This window comes from Bacillus cereus group sp. BfR-BA-01383, assembly GCF_022663495.1.
Lineage (GTDB): Bacteria > Bacillota > Bacilli > Bacillales > Bacillaceae_G > Bacillus_A > Bacillus_A cereus_AU.
Genome location: NZ_JAKUFP010000108.1, coordinates 1 through 472, shown reverse-complemented (window position 1 = coordinate 472; position 472 = coordinate 1). Strand labels below are relative to the sequence as shown.

Below are 472 nucleotides of genomic sequence, written 5' to 3'. Positions count from 1 at the left end.
GTTACATCCGTAAACCACTTTTCATTTGGGGCTGACGCTTCAAATTGACGTTCTAATCGATGAGGAGCTACAACTGGTTCCGCACCATTGATATATTTCTTTTTCTTACGACGTACTTTCGAGAGTATATGATATTGGTTCATGATTCGTAATACTTTTTTATGATTGACACACAGCCCCATTTTTCGAAGAGTGGCGGTCACTCTTCGATACCCATATCGTAATTTATGCCTAAGACAGATCGTCTTTACTTTCTCTTCTATGTCGTCTCTAGGACGTTCTGTTGTCTGTAACCAACGATAAAATGTGGAACGTGGTAATTCTAATATTTTACACAGTTCTTGTACGGTTAATTTTGTTTTTAACTCATTCCATAGAGTAATAACGGTATGTGGTTTCAGCTCCTTTCGATTTCCAGATACTTTCCCCATACAAGTAATTTTGTTCTTAAGTGTTTATTTTCTAATCGTAG

At 36.9% G+C, this 472-nt stretch carries 1 pseudogene; it reads right to left on the bottom strand.

Features of this window, described 5'->3' with window-relative positions:
* Positions 1–472, bottom strand: a pseudogene (locus MR065_RS27105) (IS3 family transposase); the annotation flags it as partial.